The sequence below is a fragment of the Pseudoalteromonas spongiae UST010723-006 genome, assembly GCF_000238255.3.
Taxonomy (GTDB): domain Bacteria; phylum Pseudomonadota; class Gammaproteobacteria; order Enterobacterales; family Alteromonadaceae; genus Pseudoalteromonas; species Pseudoalteromonas spongiae.
In genome coordinates this window covers 2,888,397-2,907,632 of record NZ_CP011039.1, presented here as the reverse complement: position 1 = coordinate 2,907,632, position 19,236 = coordinate 2,888,397, and the positions used below count along the sequence as shown (strand labels likewise).

At 42.4% G+C, this 19,236-nt stretch carries 12 protein-coding genes; 11 read left to right on the top strand and 1 reads right to left on the bottom strand.

The window, feature by feature from the left end; genetic code table 11:
* The first annotated feature begins 37 nt into the window (after positions 1 to 37).
* Both PSPO_RS13365 and PSPO_RS13360 read left to right on the top strand, forming a co-directional pair.
* Positions 38 to 1,267, top strand: a complete 1,230-nt coding sequence (locus PSPO_RS13365) for an efflux RND transporter periplasmic adaptor subunit (protein ID WP_010561536.1) — start codon at positions 38 to 40, stop codon at positions 1,265 to 1,267.
* A gap of 9 nt (positions 1,268 to 1,276) precedes the next feature.
* Positions 1,277 to 4,378 (top strand): efflux RND transporter permease subunit, encoded by a 3,102-nt coding sequence (locus PSPO_RS13360; protein ID WP_010561537.1) that lies wholly within the window; start codon positions 1,277 to 1,279, stop codon positions 4,376 to 4,378.
* Positions 4,379 to 4,445: 67 nt separating this feature from the next.
* Here PSPO_RS13360 and PSPO_RS13355 read toward each other — a convergent pair whose 3' ends face one another.
* Positions 4,446 to 7,160 (bottom strand): choice-of-anchor B family protein, encoded by a 2,715-nt coding sequence (locus PSPO_RS13355; protein ID WP_040641439.1) that lies wholly within the window; start codon positions 7,158 to 7,160, stop codon positions 4,446 to 4,448.
* Positions 7,161 to 7,257: 97 nt separating this feature from the next.
* Here PSPO_RS13355 and PSPO_RS13350 point away from each other — a divergent pair, with 97 nt between their 5' ends.
* From PSPO_RS13350 to PSPO_RS13310, 9 genes are all read left to right on the top strand, one after another.
* On the top strand, positions 7,258 to 7,899 hold the full coding sequence (locus PSPO_RS13350; RefSeq protein ID WP_010561539.1) for an MbnP family protein: 642 nt from the start codon (positions 7,258 to 7,260) through the stop codon (positions 7,897 to 7,899).
* 1 nt (position 7,900) lies between these two features.
* Positions 7,901 to 9,010 (top strand): methanobactin export MATE transporter MbnM, encoded by a 1,110-nt coding sequence (locus PSPO_RS13345; RefSeq protein ID WP_010561540.1) that lies wholly within the window; start codon positions 7,901 to 7,903, stop codon positions 9,008 to 9,010.
* A gap of 89 nt (positions 9,011 to 9,099) precedes the next feature.
* Positions 9,100 to 10,146: a proline racemase family protein gene (locus tag PSPO_RS13340; RefSeq protein WP_010561541.1), complete on the top strand. Its 1,047-nt coding sequence runs from the start codon at positions 9,100 to 9,102 to the stop codon at positions 10,144 to 10,146.
* Positions 10,143 to 11,234 (top strand): M24 family metallopeptidase, encoded by a 1,092-nt coding sequence (locus PSPO_RS13335; protein WP_010561542.1) that lies wholly within the window; start codon positions 10,143 to 10,145, stop codon positions 11,232 to 11,234. The genes PSPO_RS13340 and PSPO_RS13335 overlap by 4 nt, the downstream gene beginning before the upstream one ends.
* A gap of 11 nt (positions 11,235 to 11,245) precedes the next feature.
* Positions 11,246 to 12,187 carry a bifunctional Delta(1)-pyrroline-2-carboxylate/Delta(1)-piperideine-2-carboxylate reductase gene (gene lhpI, locus PSPO_RS13330; RefSeq protein WP_010561543.1) on the top strand — a complete coding sequence of 314 codons (942 nt, stop codon included), beginning with the start codon at positions 11,246 to 11,248 and terminating at the stop codon, positions 12,185 to 12,187.
* Positions 12,188 to 12,200: 13 nt separating this feature from the next.
* Positions 12,201 to 12,593, top strand: coding sequence for a hypothetical protein (locus PSPO_RS13325; protein WP_010561544.1), 393 nt, complete (start codon positions 12,201 to 12,203; stop codon positions 12,591 to 12,593).
* A 35-nt stretch (positions 12,594 to 12,628) separates the two neighbouring features.
* The gene (locus PSPO_RS13320; protein WP_010561545.1) at positions 12,629 to 13,423 is read left to right on the top strand and encodes a substrate-binding periplasmic protein; all 795 of its coding nucleotides are present in this window, start codon (positions 12,629 to 12,631) and stop codon (positions 13,421 to 13,423) included.
* A gap of 198 nt (positions 13,424 to 13,621) precedes the next feature.
* The gene (gene acnB, locus PSPO_RS13315) at positions 13,622 to 16,219 is read left to right on the top strand and encodes a bifunctional aconitate hydratase 2/2-methylisocitrate dehydratase (RefSeq protein ID WP_010561546.1); all 2,598 of its coding nucleotides are present in this window, start codon (positions 13,622 to 13,624) and stop codon (positions 16,217 to 16,219) included.
* 196 nt (positions 16,220 to 16,415) lie between these two features.
* Entirely contained in the window at positions 16,416 to 19,163 is a 2,748-nt protein-coding gene (locus tag PSPO_RS13310; protein WP_148665247.1) for a metallophosphoesterase, read from the top strand.
* Positions 19,164 to 19,236: the final 73 nt, after the last annotated feature.

Genomic DNA, 19,236 nt, shown 5'->3' with positions numbered 1-19,236 from the left:
AAATACACCTTATTTATTTGAATTGAGAACCAAGTTTATGAAAAATTTATTAATTATTTGCTTAGCGCTTTTTACAAGCCTGAGTTTTGCAAACGTGTCATCGCCTGACCTGGTAAATGAATTGACACAATCACCCGCTAAAAGCACAAAGTTTGTCTGTCCAATGCACAGCCATATCGTTAAAGATCACCCAGGCAAATGCCCAATTTGTGGCATGGACTTAGTGGAGCTTTCAGCACCTGAAAGTAGTGAAGAAGTGGCTATTTCAGTGTCAGGGCATACTCAGCAGAGCATGGCATTAACCAAAGCACCCGTTGAGCGTTCTACATTGTGGCGTTTTATAGAGACCTTTGGCAAGGTTGAGTATGACGAAAATGGCCTAACCCATATTCACCCAAGAGCAACGGGCTGGGTTGAAAACCTACAAGTTAAAACTTTGGGCGCACGCGTAAAAAAAGGTGAGCTACTTTATGAAATTTATGCACCTGAGTTAATTGTTGCCCAAGACGATTATTTATCCCTGCTTAAAACAAATCCAACGAATAAAGGCTTGAAAGAACGTGGTCGCACACGTTTACGTTTATTAGGTATGTCTGAAAAACTAATCGACCAAGTTGAGAAAACTAAAGAGTCATTGTTTCGCGTGCCTTACTACGCACCACATGATGCGATTGTGTCTGATCTTGGCATACGTGAAGGTATGTATGTGCAGCCAGCCGTAAAGCTAATGACCTTGGCGGATCTTTCACAGGTGTGGGTGTTAGCCGATGTGTTTGAGCATCAAATTGATTGGGTGGAAAATGGTAAGTGGGTTGAGTTTGACCTACCTGCGATTGGTGTTTATGCCATTGAAGGTAAGATTGAATATATCTATCCAGCGCTTGATCCTAAAACCCGTACATTAAAGGTTAGGTTGTCTTTAAATAATGAAAACGGTTCATTTAAGCCAGATATGCTAGCAAATGTACGTATTTATGGTGGCCCTAAGGAGGATGTGCTTAATATTCCCGTTGAAGCGCTTATTCGAACTGGCAAGCAAAATCGTGTAGTGGTAGAACAACACGATAGCACCTTTGTCTCGCGTGAAGTGATGGTGGGTATGATCACCCAAGGCCGCGCTGAAATTATGCAAGGGCTAGCACAAGGTGAACAAGTGGTAACTTCTGGCCAATTCTTAATAGATAGCGAATCGAATATTCGTTCGGCTATTTTGAAAATGAGTCAAGATGGCAAACCAGCTAAAGCAATGCAGTCGCATCAACACTAGGAGGCGATTATGTTGCAGTGGATTATTCAAACCAGTTTAAAGTACAAAGTATTGGTGCTGTTATTGGCTGCCATGCTAGCAATATTGGGCGTTTACTCGGTAAAGCAAACACCGCTTGATGCCATTCCTGATTTATCGGATGTGCAGGTCATTGTTAAAACCAGTTTTCCGGGGCAGGCCCCTGAAGTAGTTGAAGAGCAAGTAACGTATCCGCTATCGACCAGTTTAATGGCGGTACCAAAAGCAAAAACGGTGCGAGGTTTTAGCTTTTTTGGTGACTCTTACGTCTACATTATTTTTGAAGACGATACCGACTTGTATTGGGCGCGCTCGCGGGTGTTGGAATATCTAAACCAAGTTACCGCTAATTTACCAAGTGATGCTAAGCCAACCTTAGGGCCCGATGCATCAGGGGTTGGTTGGGTTTATCAATATGCCTTAATTGACAAAACAGGTCAGCAAAACTTAGCCCAGCTACGTACTTTGCAAGATTGGTTTTTAAAGTACGAATTGCAGTCAGTGGCAGGGGTAAGTGAAATTGCTACCGTTGGCGGCATGGTACAAAGCTATCAAGTAGTCGTTGAGCCTCTGAGGTTAATGCAGTACGGCGTAACGCTCACACAGGTAAAGTCAGCAATCGAAAATGCTAACAGCGAGGTGGGCGGCTCGGTGCTTGAAATGGCCGAAGCCGAATACATGGTGCGCAGTCGCGGTTTTTTAACCGATTTAGCTGCGTTTAAAGCCATTCCCCTGGGCATTATTAATGACGACGGTAGCCCGTTATTGCTAGAGCATGTTGCGACCATTCGTTTGGGCCCGCAAATGCGACGAGGCATTGCCGAATTAAACGGTGAAGGTGAAGTGGTTGGTGGTATTGTGGTGATGCGCGATGGCGAAAATGCGCTAACAACCATTGCCAATGTGAAAGCGAAAATTGCGCAAATTACCCCGAGCTTGCCTGAAGGCGTTGAGATTGTAACGGTTTACGATCGCTCAAACTTAATTGAACGTTCGGTTGAAAATTTACAGTCAAAACTGATTGAAGAAATGATTGTTGTTGCCTTGGTGTGCTTAATCTTTTTAATGCATGCACGCTCAACGCTAGTGGCTGTGATTTGTTTACCGTTAGCGGTATTAGCGGGCTTTATACTAATGCGCTTAATGGGCATTAATGCCAATATTATGAGTTTGGGTGGTATTGCGATTGCGATTGGCGCTTTAGTTGATGCAGCCATTGTGATGGTGGAAAACTGCCATAAACACCTTGAACAGTATCGCGCTGAAACGGGCGAAAACGCTAAGGGAAAAGCGCATTGGCAATTGGTAAGTAAAGCCGCTGTGGAAGTTGGGCCTGCGCTTTTCTTCTCGCTAATTTTAATTACGGTGAGCTTTATGCCGGTGTTTGCCCTTGAAGCACAAGAAGGCAAATTATTTAGCCCGCTTGCCTATACAAAAACCTTTGTGATGGCGGCTGCAGCACTGTTAAGCGTGACCTTAGTGCCTGTGTTAATGGGGTATTTGGTGCGTGGTAATATTCCAAGTGAGCAAAATAATTACCTCACTCGCGCATTAGTAGCAATCTACCGCCCGATTTTAGACCTCTGCTTAAAAGTACCTAAATTTACGCTATTGGTTGCTATTGTGATTGCGGCATCGAGTTATTACCCGCTTTCTAAATTAGGCAGTGAGTTTATGCCTGAGCTAGAAGAGGGAGACTTACTCTACATGCCAACCACGCTGCCGGGAGTTTCCATTGCGGAAGCGGGTGAAATACTGCAACAAACCGACCGCTTAATTAAAACTCAACCAGAAGTGCTTAGCGTATTTGGTAAAGTAGGCCGTGCGGAAACGGCTACCGACCCTGCGCCGCTCACTATGCTTGAAACCACCATTCAGTTAAAACCAAAGAGTGAGTGGCGCGAAGGAGTCACCCTTGAAAGCATTATTGCTGAGTTACAAGCAAGTGTTAATTTTCCGGGGCTTGCCAATGCCTGGGTGCAACCGATTAAAACCCGAATTGATATGTTATCAACTGGTGTCAAAACACCAGTTGGCATTCAAATCTCAGGCGATGATTTAGCGCAAATTGAGCAAATAGGTCGTGATGTGGAGCGCATTTTAGCGGATGTTCCGGGTACTTTATCTGCTTATGCTGAGCGGGCGCAGTCAGGACGTTATATTGATATTTCGCCAAGACGCAAAGACGCGGCTAAATATGGTTTGAATATTGCGGACATCCAAACGTTAGTAAAATATGCATTAGGTGGTGCGAGTATTGGGCAGTCGGTGCAGGGCAAAGAGCGCTTTCCAATTAATTTGCGCTACCCACGCCGTTATCGTGATCAAATAGAAGAGCTAAAAACATTACCGTTTTTATCACCAACGGGTGCATGGGTCACGCTAGAGCAAGTCGCTGATATTGAAATTAAAGATGGTCCTGCGATGATTAAAAGCGAAAATGGCCGTTTTATTGCGTGGACATTTGTCGATTTAGCGCCAGATGTGGTTATTGGAGATTACATAGCAGCTGCAAAAGCAGCTCTGGGTAATGACTTGTTGCTACCGGCTAAACACAGCATTCGATTTTCAGGCCAATACGAATATATGGAGCGGGTTACCAGTAAATTGGAATTACTAATCCCAATTACACTGGCGATTATTTTTATCATTCTCTACCTTGCCTTTAACTCATCATTACAAGCAACCTTAGTGATGTTAACGTTACCGATGGCATTGGCGGGTTCACTGTGGTTCGTTTATTTGCTGGATTATCAGTTATCCGTGGCCGTTGCGGTGGGTATGATTGCGCTTGCGGGTGTTGCTGCTGAGTTTGGGGTGGTGATGCTGATTTACCTTAATCAGGCGTTAAAACAGCATAAGGATATTTTAACTGCGGTAAAACAAGGCTCGGTTCAACGGGTTCGCCCAAAAGCGATGACGGTACTGACTATCGTGATTGGCTTAACACCAATTATGTTAGGGAGCGGCACAGGCAGTGAAGTGATGCAAAAAATTGCAGCGCCGATGCTCGGCGGTATGGTGATAAGTCCGCTGGTGAGTATGTTGGTATTACCTTGCGCGTATTACTTGTTGTATCGCATTAAAAAATAAACGAACCACAGCATAAAACAAAAAAGCGCCAATTGGCGCTTTTTTTAAGTCAACAGATCTAATAGTTTTACCTTCTACGAATTGCTAACAGCGACATCAGAAGTAATAAGTAAATAGGTAAACTACCGCTCGATGAACTCGATTTTTCTGGCTCTGGAGGAGCAACCGCTGCAACAACGGTAATGGTTAATTCATCACTGCTGCTTGCGCCATGTTCATCGGTAGCAGTAAATGAAATAACTGCAGTTCCAGCGTCGCTTGTGGCAGAAACGCTAGGCGTTAAGCTGTCTTCATTGGTGATATTAATTGCAACACCAGATACTCGTTTCCACTGATAAGTGAGTTGTTCTGTGCGATCATCGCTGGCAGTTGCTGCATTTAAAACCGTTGATGCATTTGTTGCCAGTTCGATATCGTTACCTGCGTATACCTCAGGTGCGCTATTGCTGTCATCATCTGAAATGGTGATTTCAACCTGTTGATTGCTTAACAAGCTGTCATCATTATTAGTAAGTTTGATAATAAAGCGTTCGGCATCTTCAATTTCTTGATCGTCCGTAATGCTAAATGAAATGGTTTTATTAGCTGTGTCGCCTTCAGCCCAAGTTACTGTGCCATTCTCAAAAGAAATATCGTCACTGCTCGCTGTTAGGTATTCAACTTGGTAGTCAAAGGTAATTTGACCACGGCTGCCACCCATGCGGCTTAATTCAATATTTACATCACCTGTTTTTTCAGAGAAGGTGTGGCTTGTTTGAACAAAACCAACCTTGCCTTGGCTGGCAAGGCCATTAATTGTGACTTTCATAATACGATTGTCGCCAATTTCAAGGTTGCCTGATGCGTTGTGTAAGCGAATATAAAAGTCTTTAAGTGATGTTTCACCGTTTTCAGTAAGCGCTATGCCAATCACTTTAGGAGCGGTATCTTTGGCTGCCCAGGTTAACGTTTGTGTGCTGTTACGTTGGCTCATATCGCTATTAAGTTGTGCACTACCATTAATGATTTCAAATTCAACACTGGCTTGTTCGTTAACTGCGGATGGCTTAGTGACAACAAGACGCAATTCATCACCGCGCTCAGCAGTTAATTCGGTGCTTTCAAACGCTACATTAACGTTATTATCACGAGTGTTGTCTTTTAATACGTATAGGCCGCTATTAATGTCGCTGATTAAAATATTGCCAGACGGTAAATAAGGATAAGCGCCCCAAGCACCATTAAATGATGGATTATCTGATGTTGGGAAAGTATCGAAATAACCTACTTCTTGCGGGTTAATAGGGTCGCTAATATCAAGAATGGTTAAACCGCGCTCGTAATTAGACATGTAATAACGGTTGCCTTTAACAAAGCCGTTGTGGTCTATGGTGCGGTTATTACTGGTCCATTTACCAACAATCGTTGGTTGTGTTAAATCGGCTAAATCAAGAATGCGAACTGTGGTATTTAAACCGCCTTTATTCTCATCAAACTCATCATGCACATACACGTAGCGTTTGTTTTCGTGCCACCAACCTGAGTGAACATACTGGCTGCTGCTATCGACATCATCATATCCTACTTGTCCTAAACGTTCGGTATTGGTTGACTGTGTTGCATCCCAAATGCGAATTTCATTTTCGTTAAAATCGATAAATACATCGCATACACCGCTACTGGCATTAACGCAATCTCGCGTAGCACGGGTGTCGTTTATTGACATGCTGGTGGCGTCATGTGTGTAGTTTGCTCGCGATGTTGAACCAATATCAAAGCTTTTGCTGGGATTGTTGGGCGTTGTTAAATCATAGGTAGTAAACGAGCCGCCATATTTGTTTGAACCAACAATTTGCATTTTTGCAGACTGGCCATTGAGCGGCAGATTTAAACTGTAATCAACATTACTGATATACACGTTATGTGCGCTATTTACCGTGAAATTTGTGCCAGAAAGCGATACCGATGTGGGTAAATTATTTAGGTTAATTATCTGCACGCCAGTGTTTGCTTCAGCTGTTACATAGGCGTACGCTTGATAGGCTTTTAAAGTTTCGTCGTAATATTGCAGTACTTTAATATCGCGCCATGTCGTATTCGCGCCTGCGACACGACCAACTAATGTTGGGTTTGTAGGATCGGCCAAACTGTATACGCGAATACCATCAGAGAACCCAATAATGGCATATTCAATGCCGTTATTTAAATCAACATGCCCCCAAATATCATTGCCAGAGGTGTTTGCTGGCAATGGTACATGGGCAACTAAATCTACGTTGTTACAGGAATACGAACCGGCACGGCCATTTTCACATGTTGTGCTACTTTGCTGCTCAAAAAGTGCTTGGTGACGTGCTAGTTTTTGTTTTAATTGTTTTGAAATTGTTAAGCTTTTAGTATCTGCAATCACGTTAAAGCCAGCCTTTTGCAGCATGTCATGCAAGGCTATTGGTGCACCAACGATTTGTGTTTTGTTGCGATTAGGGTTTTGTACTTGAAAGTGATCAAAACGGTTAAAGCCGCCTAACACGGGTACTAACTCGCTTTGTAAATAAAATAGCTCAGATTCATTTTTTAACTCGTATTGACCACTAGCGACCAATACTTTGTCACCTTTACTTGCTTGCGATACTGCGTAGGCGATGGATTTACATGGCCTGACGGGGTTGTTGCAGTCGCCTTTATCAATTCCGTTTTCGGTTACATAACGCGCCTTATCATGTTCTGTATGTGCGATCGCGTTCAGGCTAGTAATGCTACTTGCCAAAGCAAGTGTTAGCAGTGTAAGTTTCTGAGTCATCATAACTTTGTTAGGATCCTGTTCCTGTATTAATTACAGTGTAACTAATCAATCAAGAGAGTAAACCACCTTGCTGCGGTCATTTTGTATACTTTTGTTAATGAGCTTTTTGTTTGCATGCAAAGAGCCATCGACCACTAAAATTGAATTTGTTGTAAAACAACATGGCATTCAACACACATGTGATGAGCGGCAAACACTTATGTGGTTTGTCTCCGAATTTAAATCGGAAAATGCACTCTCAATCAAGCCTAGTCATTTTTCATCAAACAGCGTTGCCTTAATTGGCGCAAACTGTGAGAAAAGCAGTTGGCAAGTTGAACTAAACGCAAATGATTTAGATGGGGAAAAGCTATCATTTGCGATGGCGGTTCCGTTTAATGAAAATCACCTTAATCCACTTACTGCCGCATCACCACTTAACATTAGTGAAATGTTTTGGAGTTGGCAGTTAGGCCATAAGTTTTTCCGCTTTGATGGCGACAATGACTTTGCTTTCCATTTAGGCAGTACCGGCTGTAAAAGCGCATCGCGTTTACGGGCACCTTCTGCACAATGTACTTACCCAAACCGTTATCGGTTCGAACTAGCTCAATTTGATGTGCAAAAACCAGTTATTTTAGATTTAGATCGTTTACTTTCTGAGGTGGATCGTTCTCGCTCTTGTATGAGCGAACAAGCGAACGAGATTTGTCAGCAGTTATTTAGCAACTTAACAACTAAAATATTTTATCAGGAATAACATGCGTCGTTCTTTACTGTTGTTGGCACTATTACTTGTCGGTTGTAGTGAACCAAGCAAGCCTTATCAATGGCAGCTACCTGAGGGCTTTCCGCTGCCTCAAGTTCCTTCAACGAATCCCATGAGTGATGCCAAAGTTGAACTTGGTCGACACTTATTTTACGACAAAAACTTGTCAGCCAATGGGTTGCAAAGCTGTGCGTCATGTCATCAGCAAGATAGGGCATTTGCCGAAATGACCCCAACTTCAATTGGTTCGACAGGTGAGTTACATCACCGCAATGCGCAGGCACTAGTTAATGTTGCTTACAATAAAACTCTGACTTGGGCTCACTCTGAAATGACAGAGTTGGAACAGCAAATTTTGCTCCCGCTATTTGGTGAAACACCGCTAGAAATGGGGGTGACAGGGCACGAAGAAGAGGTATTAGCACGCTTTAATACGCCAGAGTATAACGCATTATTTGAGCGTGCTTTTAGTAATGAGGATGCGAATTTCGATCACATAGTTAAAGCGCTCGCCAGTTTTACCCGCAGTTTGATTTCGTTTCAAAGTCGTTTTGATCAATATGCCTACGCCATGCAGGATGATGCACTGACAGCAAGCGAAATACGCGGTATGGACCTGTTTTTTTCAGAGCGCTTAGAGTGCCACCATTGCCATGGTGGTTTTAACTTTACGCAATCAACGACCCATCAAAAGCAGCAATTAGACCGTCATCCGTTTCATAATACAGGGCTTTATAATATTGATGGCAAAGGGGCTTTTCCGCTAAGCGATCAAGGATTATTTACTATCACAGAAACGCCACAGGATATGGGTAAGTTTAGAGCGCCAACATTGCGTAATATCGCCTTAACAGCCCCTTATATGCACGATGGTAGTTTACAAACGTTAGAGCAAGTAATTGATTTCTATGCCGATGCAGGACGCAATATTACAACTGGCAAGCATCAAGGTGATGGTCGTGAAAACCCATATAAAAGTGCATTTATTAAAGGTTTTCAGTTAACTGAACAAGAAAAGCAAGACTTAGTGGCATTTCTACATACTTTAACTGACGAAAAGTTTATTAAAAACAAAGCGTTTAGTAATCCTTTTAAGCAATAAATACTTACCCAAGCTGGGCTTTATATTGATTTTAATATTTTCAAAGGTATATTGTATGCAAACATTGATTTCGATATAGAAAGCTAAATATGAACACAAATGCGTTTGCTAATTGGCAACCAAGTAAAGTAATGCAACAAATTACCACACTAGAAATGCACACAGGTGGTGAACCGTTACGCATTATTACATCGGGATTTCCTAGTTTAAAAGGCGACACCATTTTAGCAAAACGTCAGGACTGTTTAGCTAATCATGATGATTTACGAAAAGGCTTGATGTTTGAACCGCGTGGTCATGCAGATATGTATGGCGCATTGATTGTTGAACCCGAGCGCGATACCAGTGACTTAGGTGTATTGTTTTTACATAACGAAGGCTACAGCACCATGTGCGGCCATGCCATTATTGCACTATCTAAAGCGGCAATTGAAGCAGGTGTGATAAACAAAAAAGAAGGCGTTAATCAGATTAATTTTGATGTGCCTTGTGGTCAAATTCGCTCATCGGTAACCGTTAACAATGGTGAAATTAGCGATATTCGTTTTTTAAACGTGCCTTCATTCTTAGCGCTAAAAGCACAGCAAATAGAAGTTGAAGGCATAGGAACGGTGACTTTTGACTTAGCCTACGGCGGTGCGTTTTATGCCTATGTTGATGCGGATGCCATTGGTTTGTCCCTCAAGCAAGATAACAGCAATCAAATTATTGATTGGGGCAAGCGTATTAAACAGGCGGTGATTGCCAGCACCGACATTAACCACCCTTTTGAAGCTGATTTAAGCTTTTTGTACGGCACTATTTTTGTTTCGCATAGCCAAATGGAACACCCAGATTCGCATAGCCGCAATGTGTGTATTTTTGCTGAAGGCGAGTTAGATCGCAGCCCAACAGGGTCAGGTGTAGCGGGGCGAGCAGCTATCCATTTTGCTAAAAACGAAATTGAAGCACAGCAAGAAATAGTAATTGAAAGTATTTTAGGCTCACAGTTCAGCGTTAAGGTAGTTGATACACTAGAATATGGTGATTACCTGGCGGTGATCCCCGAAGTGAGCGGGAACGCTAATGTGGTGGGTAAAAACACCTTTTATTTTGACCCGAGCGATGCATTAAACACAGGATTTATTTTCCGATGAGTACCCCATTTTTATCACGCCAAGCAACGTTTCGCAGTTTATTAACAAGTTTGCAGCTCGATAGCGCATTGATTTTTGGCTATGAGAATATTCGCTATTTATCTGGTTTTAGCGGTCATGCAGCCTATTTAGTGATTAATCAAAATAGTGGTTATTTAGTCACTGACTACCGTTACGCAGAGCAAGCCACAAATGAAAGCCAAGGCTTTGAAGTCATTTGTCGCGACCGTGACAACGAAACGTTAGGCCATTGTTTTAATCGTCTTATCGATAAAAGCGTTAAGCTCGGTTTTGAAGCTGATCATATTAATGTTGGGGCTTGGCAAGCAATAAATGCAGAGTTATCAGTTGCACAATTAACACCAATACAAGGTGTTGTTGAACGTATGCGCTCTGTAAAAGATGATTGGGAAGTAAAGCAAATTGAGCTTGCAGCGGCGATTGCCGATCAAGCACTTAGCGAAACCTTGCCTTACTTTAAAACCGGAGCCAGTGAGCGCGATATTGCACTTGAGCTTGAATATCGCATGCAAAAGCTCGGCTCAAATGGCATGAGCTTTGACACGATTTTGTTATTTGGCGAGCGCACTTCTTTACCACATGGTATGCCGGGTGATCGCAAACTCGCTGTTGGTGATTTTATTACCCTAGATTTTGGCGCCGTAATTAATGGTTATCGCTCTGATATGACGCGCAGTTATATTTATGGCGAAGCCAGTGAAAAACAACAATTGGTTTATCAAACTGTCGCAGATGCACAGGCTGCTGCTATGGCTGAAGTGGTTGCAGGTGCTGCTGCAACCAATGCCTTGAAAGCAAGTCATCGAGTTATTGAAAATGCGGGCTTTGCTGAGTATGCAGGCGAAGGATTAGGTCATGGAGTGGGATTATTTTTACATGAATTTCCGATCATAAAACCTAACTGTGAGTACCAACTTGAAGTCGGAAATGTCATTACGATTGAACCGGGAATTTATATTCCAAACTTCGGTGGTGTGCGTTTAGAGGATGATATTTTGGTTTCTGAAAATGGCTACAAGTTACTTACCCATGCTCCTAAGCAAATGATTTTACCTGAAAGACGTTAAGTGGATACACCATGAAAATAATTGAAAAAGAACAGGTAATATCTACCCTGACGTTTGATGCCTTGATTAATGCACTTAACACTAGCTTTGCAGGCAACTTTTTAATGCCACAGCGACAAGTGTTTGAACTGCAACCAGGTGATCCTTCACATAATGCATTTGCCGTTTTACCAGCGTGGGATGAAGAGGTAATTGGGGTGAAATCCTTTACTTATTTCCCGCAAAATGGCGAGGCGGGTTTTGAATCCTTATATTCAAAAATTATGTTGTTTGACCGAGCACATGGTGTACCGCTTGCGCTGGTGGATGGCACAAGTGTGACGCTTTGGCGCACTGCTGCGGTTTCCGCACTGGCGGCACGCTATTTAGCACGTGAAGATGCTGAGCATTTAGTGTTTTTTGGCAGCGGTAACCTTGCCAGTTATATGATTAAAGCACATTTATCTGTTCGAAATTACCGTAAAGTGACCATTATTGGCCGTAATCGCGACAAAGTAGACAGCTTGATTAGCCAGTTACAAAGCGAATTTAGTGAGGTTGCATTTGTTGCTGGGCTATCTGATAAAGAGACGATTGCAAGTGCCTGCACAATTTGTTGTGCAACAGGCTCACCGGAGCCGTTATTTGATGGTAGCTGGGTCAGTGTTGGTACGCATATAGACCTAATCGGTAACCATCACAAACATTGCCGAGAGTGTGATACGCAAACGGTAACACAAAGTGAGGTGTACGTGGATGGCTTAACAAACGTGTTAAACGAAGCGGGCGAGTTGTTAATTCCGATGGCTGAAGGAGCGTTTAGCCAACAGCAAATAAAAGGTGAATTAGCCGACTTATGTGCTAAACGCGTTTTAGGTCGGCAGCAACAAAGTAGCATTACGCTATTTAAATCGGTAGGGACGGCACTTAGCGATCTCGTGGCTGCTAATCTCGTTTATAAGTTATCTAACTAAGTTGGGAATGGGCATGAAATTAGAGCTGTTATTAGTTGGCGGGTTAATATTACTTTGGGGCTTGGAGCCTTGGGTATATTATTTTTTGTGCCGCCAACGAAAACGCTCTTGGCGTGCTTGCGCGATTGAAAAAGCCACCTTAGTTGGCTTACAAGATTTGATGCCATTTCATAGCTTTAAAGACAAACAAATGATGCTGCAATACTGTTTTGAACAAACCAAACATAGCGTGATTGTTGATTACGATAAGTCTTGCTTAACGGCGCTTGAGAATAACCAAGAAGTGTTTATTTTTGTTGATCCAAGCAACCCAAGTAACGCTTTTTTATATCGTATGCCTAATCGCATCATCGCTTATTTATTTCCTTTAATCGGCACACTTTTATTTACGCTAGCACTCACCTAGACTAACAGTATTGTCTTCTTTTTATTGAATATGCGATGTGGCGACGTTGGACAGGGGTTAGCTTTTTATTACTGATTGTTGTATTTGTGGCTACCCGCGTATGTGCTGTTGAACTTGAAATGGTTGTTACAGAGCATTTTCCTCCTTATCAGGTTAAGTCAGGGGAAAAACTCGATGGCGTTGCTGTCGATATTGTTAAGGCGTTATTGCGCCGAGAGCAAATCTCCACCGAGCATTTAGTATTGCCTTGGTCCCGTGCTTATCATATTGCTACCACAGAAAAAAACGTATTAATTTACTCAATGCGCCGAACGCAAAAACGTGAAAGCAGTTTTGAGTGGATTGGGCCGGTTTTTCCAAATAGCTCAATGCTACAAAGCAAAAGCTCATTGTTTTTATGGCAATTGAAAGCACGTGAACAAGCAAACGTCACGACTCAGTCAATGCAAAATCTAACCTTAGTCGTCGCAAGAGATGATTACATTATGGATGAAATTGTTGCACGCTATCAGTGGCCTGAAAAAAACGTAATGAAGGTCAGGCATTGGCCTGAAGCAATTAACGCATTAAAAGAACAGCGTGTAGATGCGATTGTATTGCAGAAAAACAATTTAATTGCGCTTAGTAAGCAAATGGCATTTGATTTAAACGATTTTGTGCCTGTTGTTGATTTAGGGCGTACTCCTCAGTTGTATGTTGCTCTTAGTAAAGGATCTGATAAACAGCTAGTTGAGCGTTTACAGCAAAGCTTAGCGAGCTTACATGCTTCTGAAGAATATAACTTAATTGAACAGCAATGGCGTTCATCATTCATAAAAGTTAATTTTTAACTCCTTTCTATTCATATTACTTATGATAAGCATAAACATGCTGGCCTTGGATCGTAATATAAAACCCTTATACTAAAGGTGAATAACTAACCAATACCTGACGCTTTTAATTAAAGTGCTACAGTTTATTAAAGTGTTTGAAGTCGTTCAAATACTCAAGCCATGTTAGGTATTTCACGTCACCAAGGAGGTATTATTGTGCTTCAAGAATATCGTTTACATGTCGAGCAGCGTGCAGCCCAAGGTATTGTGCCAAAACCGTTAGATGCACAGCAAACTACTGAACTTATCGAATTAATTAAAAACCCACCGGCAGGTGAAGATGAATTTATTTTAGATCTACTCGTTAATCGTGTACCGCCAGGTGTTGACGATGCGGCATACGTAAAAGCGGGTTTCTTAGCTGCGGTCGCGAAAGGTGAAGCATCATCGCCATTGATAACAAAAGAATATGCCGCTGAACTACTGGGTACCATGTTAGGTGGTTACAACATTGCCCCGATGATTGAATTACTAGACGACCAAGCGTTAGCGCCTATTGTGGCAAAAGGGTTATCAAAAACATTACTAATGTTTGATGCGTTTTACGATGTAGAGGAAAAGGCAAAAGCGGGTAACAAATATGCGCAACAAGTGATTGAGTCATGGGCAAATGCTGAGTGGTTCACCGACAAGCCCGCTGTTGCCGAGAAAATCTCTGTTACTGTGTTCAAAGTAACAGGCGAGACAAATACTGATGATTTATCTCCAGCGCCAGATGCATGGTCACGTCCAGATATTCCACTACATGCGCTCGCAATGCTTAAAAACGAGCGTGAAGGTATAAAACCAGAAAAGCCGGGTGAGATTGGTCCTATCTCTCAACTTGAAGAGTTAAAAGCAAAAGGTTTACCACTTGCGTATGTTGGTGATGTGGTAGGCACAGGTTCTTCTCGTAAATCCGCGACTAACTCAGTGCTTTGGTTTATGGGCGATGACATTCCATTCGTGCCTAACAAACGGGTTGGAGGGGTATGTTTAGGGGGTAAAATTGCTCCTATTTTCTTTAATACCATGGAAGATTCAGGCGCATTACCAATTGAACTGCCCGTTGATGAATTAAATATGGGTGACCAAATCGATATTTACCCATATGAAGGCGTTGTTAAGCGCTTTTGTAGCGATGAGGTGATTTCCAACTTTAAGCTTAAATCAGAGGTGATCCTTGATGAAGTACAAGCTGGCGGCCGTATTCCTTTAATAATTGGTCGAGGTTTAACCGATAAAGCGCGTACATCACTTGGTCTTGCTCAAGAAAAAATATTTCGTAAACCGGCAGCTGCAGCCGATACTGGCAAAGGCTACACGCTCGCGCAAAAAATGGTGGGCAATGCGTGTGGCGTTAAAGGTGTACGCCCTGGTCAGTACTGTGAGCCGAAAATGACGACTGTTGGTTCACAAGACACCACAGGCCCAATGACACGTGATGAACTAAAAGACTTAGCATGCTTAGGCTTTTCAGCAGATTTAACCATGCAGTCGTTTTGTCATACTTCTGCCTACCCAAAACCAATTGATGTAAATACGCATCATACATTACCCGATTTCATTATGAATCGAGGAGGGGTATCGCTTCGCCCCGGTGACGGTATTATTCATTCATGGCTAAACAGAATGCTGTTGCCTGATACCGTGGGAACGGGGGGGGATTCACATACACGTTTTCCTCTGGGTATTTCTTTCCCAGCAGGCTCTGGTGCGGTTGCTTTTGCCGCTGCAACGGGAGTGATGCCGCTCGATATGCCGGAGTCAGTATTAGTAAGGTTTAAAGGTGAAATGCAAGCGGGCATTACGTTACGCGACCTAGTACATGCTATTCCTTACTATGCAATTCAGCAAGGCTTATTAACGGTAGAGAAAAAAGGCAAAGTTAACGAGTTCTCAGGGCGAATTTTGGAAATTGAAGGGCTGGAGTATTTAACCGTTGAGCAGGCATTTGAACTGTCTGATGCATCAGCAGAGCGATCTGCGGCGGGTTGTACCGTGAAGCTCTCACAGCAATCAATCGAAGAATACTTAAACTCGAATATTGTTATGCTTAAGTGGATGATCACAGAAGGCTATGGTGATGTACGTACTATTGAGCGCCGAATCACCAAAATGCAAGAATGGTTAGAAAATCCAGAACTTATGTCAGCGGATGCAGACGCAGAGTACGCCCATATCATTGAGATTGATTTAGCAGAAATTAACGAACCCATTTTATGTGCGCCAAACGATCCAGATGATGCGCGTCTGTTATCAGAGGTGCAAGGCGAAGAAATCAATGAAGTGTTTATAGGCTCGTGTATGACAAACATCGGCCATTTCCGTGCTGCGGGTAAGTTACTTGATAATTTTAAAGGCCAATTACCAACGCGAATGTGGATTGCACCACCAACCAAAATGGACCGTGATCAGCTTACCGACGAAGGCTACTATGGCATTTATGGTCGTGTAGGGGCGCGCATTGAAACGCCAGGGTGTTCGTTATGTATGGGTAACCAAGCGCGAGTTGCAGACCAATCTACCGTGGTGTCTACTTCTACACGTAACTTTCCTAACCGCTTAGGTACGGGAGCAAATGTATTTTTAGCATCAGCCGAACTTGCTGCAGTAGCTGCAATTATAGGTAAATTACCTACGCCAGCTGAGTACCAAGAATATGCGACAATGATAAATGCAACAGCTGCTGATACATACCGGTACTTAAATTTTCATAGAATGCCGCACTATACTAAAAAAGCTGAGCAAGTGATTATTCAGCAAGCGGTGTAACGAGTTAGCTGTGTAATTGAGTGTGATGGTTATAAAAGCCGATGTTATTTAGCATCGGCTTTTTGCATTTTAAGATAATTTAATTCTTTAAATCTGGGAATTTATTATTAGCTATGATGTAATATTTTCAATAATTGTTGTTAAATTAACCATTTGTTAATTTTCATAAATGCGAATTTAAACGCGAGGCAAGGAAGTGTATTTCAGAGTATTGCTATATGTGTTCAGCACATTGCTGTTGTTGGGTTGTGTAGGTGAAGGCGAAACCAGCAAATCAGTTAGTGAAGATGCGGCACAAACACCGGTACCCGTAGGCAGTGAAGGGGGAGTTATACGCTTTGATGGCACAGGCACTTTAGACCTAGAAGTTGGCGCTGTTGCCGATGGCTTGACACTGTCAGTTGATGTAGGGCAATCGCAAGCCTTTCCCGATGCGCAAAATTCGCTTTCGAAAGTGTATTCGATAACACCAATTGAAACCGCATTATTTGATAAAGCGGATCTGACGATACCATTACCAAGTGATTATCAAGCGGATCAGCAATATGTACTGGCTAGACTTGTTAACAATACATGGGTACCTAATTTTAATTCGCGCATAGAAGGTAATTTTATTAGCGCTGAAATTTATCACTTAGGTATATACGGCATTCGTAAATTACCGAATGTTTCTACCTTTAAATCCATTGGCCCAGCCTGTGATATGGCTGCGGTACAACAAACGATTCGTTTTGTGCATGTTGCTGACTTGCATTCTCGCTTCGGCTATAAAGAGCGCTTATACAGCCGTTTGAAATCATTGCACTTAACTTCACTTGAAGAAAACCCTTACACTGTTTTTACCAACGGGGGCGATGATTATGAAAAAGGCAATGTGGCCGAGCAAGTATCTATGGGGCGCGCCTCATCACTGGCGACACAAGCTATGGAGTTTGATGTGCGTGTGGTGGGAAACCACGATTATGCTTGGGGTGAAGACGAGTTATTAGCTTACGCACAAGATGAAACTGCATTGGTACTCGCGTCAAATACGCAATATGTTGGTGAAAAAGCACAAGGCTTTCCTACACACAAATTTGGCATTATTGATGTTGGTTGTGTCAAAGTTGGCTTCTTGGGTATGACCTCAGGTCCATGGAATGAGCTTGATAAAGAATACAAAGAACGCCCACTACCAGACTTTATTGATAACTTTGTTATGGATTATGAGTTTACCGAAGTCGCAGAAGGCTTAGTGCGCTTTTATGGTGAGCAAGTTGATTATCTTGTAATGGTGAGCCATTTAGGTTGGGTGGATGATCGCATTGCGCAAAATGTACCTGAGATTAATTTAATTCTTGGTGGTCATAGCCATGATAAGCCGCAAATCCATAGGTATAACGACAATCAATCGATTGTGATTGAACCCGATATTTACGGCATGGGCGCAACCGTGATTGATATCGAATTTAATTTATTTGATAAAACGTCACGTCCGGTGCGCTTTGAAAATGATGAAATTCAAATTGATACTTTAGATATCAATACATTTCATGAACCGCTTGATAACAAAATAGCAGAAATTGTTAAAACTTATTTAGAAGACCCAGACTATAAAGTGGCGATTTCTGAAAATTACCCCGACCGCAATGATATTGAAAAAGTGCTAGCCGATGCGCTGATGTTTACTCACAAAGTAGATGCTGTTTTGTTGGGGGCTTATGACTTGGCAGACCCGTTTAGCTTGTATCCTTGGCAAGCTGGTGGTGTAACCCAGCAAGAATTGCATGATGCGTTTCCGGTAGAGCGTCAGCCATCGAATACGCTAGGTTTTAATGCTGTTTACTCGGTTGAAGTGTCAGGTGCGGATTTAGAGTCTATGGTGGGTCAACAGCCCCAGTGGCAATACTTTGGTGAGCAGCAATTTAATCCAGATAGTAGCTACACAGTAGCACTTTATAAAGGTGCTGCATTAAATCCATCCTTGTTTTTTAATGATGTGAACTTTGAAAATCCCACTGCATTAAATGACAGTTGGCGAGTGATTGAAGAATATGGCCGTTATCGCACTAGCCAGTGCTTGCACTTAGACACAGATACACAATTAAATGCCTGTAAAGAAGATGAATTTATAACTCTTTGGCAGTTTGATAATAGCGAAGACCCATTTTTAGCGGACTATGGTCCATCTACTATGAAGTTGTTTAACCCTGATCGTAAAAGTTATAGCGATGAGGTGATTTTTGAAAAAATTTCGCAGCTTGAAGAATCAATCCCGAGTCTCTCAGGTTTTGATGCAACCGTTATGAAATTCCCACGCTTTAAAATAAATGAAGGCTTAAAAGTACGCCATAACGTCGATGCCAACGGTGATTTTTCTGAGCAAGGGTTGGTGTCTGATTATTCACTGGTAATGGATATATTGTGGCCAAGTGAAAGTGTGGCGAAATACCGTCCGTTATTACAAACATCTCTCAATTATGAAAGCGAAATCGAAGACGAAAAAAAGGCAGAAATCCGCTTTGAATCAATAGAAGGAGAGCGCACAACTGGCGGCGTTGGCTTTGATGGTTTTTGTGGTGAAATGCTCCCTGACACTTGGTACAGAATTGCACTGGTATTTTATAGTGCCCCATTTGATGGCACCTTTAAGGTTTACATTAATGGCGAATTAGCCTGCGAAAAAACAGGGCGTAATATTACCGAACGCTTTGCGTTAGGTGAACAGTTCTTATTACTAACCGATGGCACATGGGCAGCCCAGCCAGGGTATTTAAATGCAGCGTTGTTTGCTGGCCGCAGCTTAAGTGAAAAAGAAATTAAAATGATGGGTGGGCCATCAGCAAAAATGACGTTCTCGCAAGAAAAAGCCACAACCAGTGAAACCATTTTGCGCCATCAACAAAGTGCACCGGGGCGACCGTATAACCCATGGCTTGAACAGCGCAATAAGTTTTTCAAATGAGTTAGTTGCGTTATAAGTTGCTTCGATTTATAACGCTTTTTAACAAATCAAATTAGCCGCACAATGTGTGTTG